4 protein-coding genes are annotated in these 2,071 nt (G+C 59.2%); 3 read left to right on the top strand and 1 reads right to left on the bottom strand.

Features of this window, described 5'->3' with window-relative positions; all coding sequences use genetic code 11:
* From ACE3UY_RS13750 to ACE3UY_RS13740, 3 genes are all read left to right on the top strand, one after another.
* Window positions 1-238 (top strand): cytidine deaminase (locus ACE3UY_RS13750; RefSeq protein ID WP_374688079.1); only part of this gene is annotated, 238 nt, incomplete at its 5' end.
* A 48-nt stretch (window positions 239-286) separates the two neighbouring features.
* Window positions 287-703 (top strand): ribbon-helix-helix protein, CopG family, encoded by a 417-nt coding sequence (locus ACE3UY_RS13745; RefSeq protein WP_374688078.1) that lies wholly within the window; start codon window positions 287-289, stop codon window positions 701-703.
* A 29-nt stretch (window positions 704-732) separates the two neighbouring features.
* Window positions 733-1,047 (top strand): HNH endonuclease, encoded by a 315-nt coding sequence (locus ACE3UY_RS13740; protein WP_374688077.1) that lies wholly within the window; start codon window positions 733-735, stop codon window positions 1,045-1,047.
* A gap of 71 nt (window positions 1,048-1,118) precedes the next feature.
* On the opposite strand, the gene rsgA is transcribed toward ACE3UY_RS13740, so the two are convergent.
* The gene (gene rsgA / locus ACE3UY_RS13735; RefSeq protein ID WP_374688080.1) at window positions 1,119-2,066 is read right to left on the bottom strand and encodes a ribosome small subunit-dependent GTPase A; all 948 of its coding nucleotides are present in this window, start codon (window positions 2,064-2,066) and stop codon (window positions 1,119-1,121) included.
* Window positions 2,067-2,071: the final 5 nt, after the last annotated feature.

The following is a 2,071-nucleotide window of genomic DNA, read 5'->3' as shown; positions in this document are numbered from 1 at the left end:
CGCCGAGCGCAACGCCGTCGGCCGGATGGTGACTGAGGGTGCGCGGCGCATCATCGCCCTGGCCGTCTGCACCGATAACGGCGTGACCCCCTGCGGCGCGTGCCGGCAGGTACTCATGGAGTTCGTCGCGCCCGATGGGGATGCGGCGGTGTGGATAGTGGATGGAGAGGGGAAGGTGCGGGAGACGACGATGCGAGGGTTGTTGCCGGATAACTTTGGGCCGCAGCACCTCAGATAAATATAGCCCATTGTACCTGTCTACCTCTTGTGTTACGATCATACACAAATGGCAATAGCAAGTACTCCTATCACTGTCGAGCTTCCCGTTTCAGTGGCGGAACGACTTAGGGAAGAGGCCAATCGACAGAATCGACCGGTGCGCGACCTTGTTCGCGAGCTGATCCTCGAACGGTGGGATAACTTGCCTCCACTACCGCCTGAAGTCGAGGCCGAACTCGAAGCGTTTCACAGCTTGTCAGACGATGTGCTGTGGCTTGTCGCACGCTCCTCGCTAACAATAGAGGAACAAAAGGAACTGGCGCGATTGAACGCCAAAATACAGCCACTTGGGACCGCTGAGGAGTCGCGTCGTGAAGCGCTACTAGCTGCCTATGATCGGACTGTTCTCCGCCGGGCGCAGGCAGCTGTTATTCTTCAGTCACGCGGTTACGACTTATCCAACCCAGCTGTTTTATCTGAATAGTGAGCTACATTCCTGTGAAGACTCGCCGGTTGGTCGCCAAACGCGCCGGCTATCGCTGTGAGTATTGCCAGTCGCAGGAACTCATACTCGGCATGCCCCTTGAAATAGAACACATTATGCCGATTTCCGTTGGCGGCAAAACGAAAGAAAACAATTTGTGCTTGTCTTGCCCCCGCTGTAATAGGTACAAGGGAGTACAAGTGGACGGTTATGATGCTGACACTGATACCGTTGTCACGCTATTTAATCCGCGCAAGGATAAGTGGCAAGATCACTTTGTTTGGTCAAGTGACGGCTTGTATGTCATTGGCCTGACCGCAGAAGGACGAGTAACAGCCGAATAATTACAAATGAACAATACGCTCATGCTACATGCACGGCAGTTATGGGTCACAGCAGGTTGGCATCCACCGAATTAATACTTCTTCTCTTCTAGTTCTTGCTGCTCTTCCCTCAACCGCAAATAACTATCATACCGCTCCGGCGACACGCGGCCGTCTTCCACGGCGGCCCGCACGGCGCACTTCGGCTCATGGGTGTGGGTGCAGTCGCTGAACTGGCACTGCGACACCAGCGGCCCAATCTCCCGGAAGTAGGCGTCTACCTCGGTCGGCTCCAGGTCGAACAGGGCCAGGCTGCGGATGCCCGGTGTGTCAGCCACGTAGCCGCCGATGTCCAGTGGGATCAGTTCCACGTGGCGTGTCGTGTGCAGCCCCTTGCCCGTGGCCTCGCTGACCTGCTTGACGCGCAGGCCAAGGCCCTCCTGAATGGCGTTCAGCAGGCTCGACTTGCCCACGCCGGACGACCCGGCCAGCACCGATATTTTGCCGCGCAGCGTCTCGCGCAGCGCCTCGATCCCCTCGCCGCTGATCACGCTGGTGTAGATCACGGGGTAGCCGATGGCCTCGTACATATCGAACATCGCCCGCGCCGCTTCGGGACCGACCAGATCGGTCTTGTTGGCGCAGATGATGGCCGGCAGATGGTTCATCTCGGCCACCACCAGGAAGCGATCCAGCTTGCGCGGGCTGAACTCGGGGTTGTGGACGGAGAAGACGAAGACGACCTGGTCGGGGTTGGCGACGAGCACCTGCTCCCGCTCGGTCTGGACGTTGCGCTGGTCGGAGGCGGTGCGCGTGCGCGAGAGGGCCGAATGGCGTTCGGCGACGGACTGGATGGAGCCGGTTCCGTCGGCGTTGAGTTTGACCGTCACCCGGTCGCCGACGGCCACCAGGTCAGTGCGCTGGCGTTCCTGCTTCAGCCGGCCGCGGATCTGGCTGACAATAGGCTCCCCGCCGTCGTCAGGCTGGACGGTGAAGAAGCCGCTCTGGGACTTGATGACGAGGCCGGTCTTTTCAGTCAAGTGGT

Source organism: Promineifilum sp. (SeqCode), assembly GCF_041918635.1.
In the GTDB taxonomy this organism is placed as follows: domain Bacteria; phylum Chloroflexota; class Anaerolineae; order Promineifilales; family Promineifilaceae; genus Promineifilum.
This window is presented reverse-complemented; position numbering and strand designations above follow the sequence as displayed.

Bases quoted from the DNA above. Each gene is read 5' to 3' on its own strand.
- ACE3UY_RS13745 (WP_374688078.1), top strand. From the start codon at position 287: ATGGCAATAGCAAGTACTCCTATCACTGTCGAGCTTCCCGTTTCAGTG.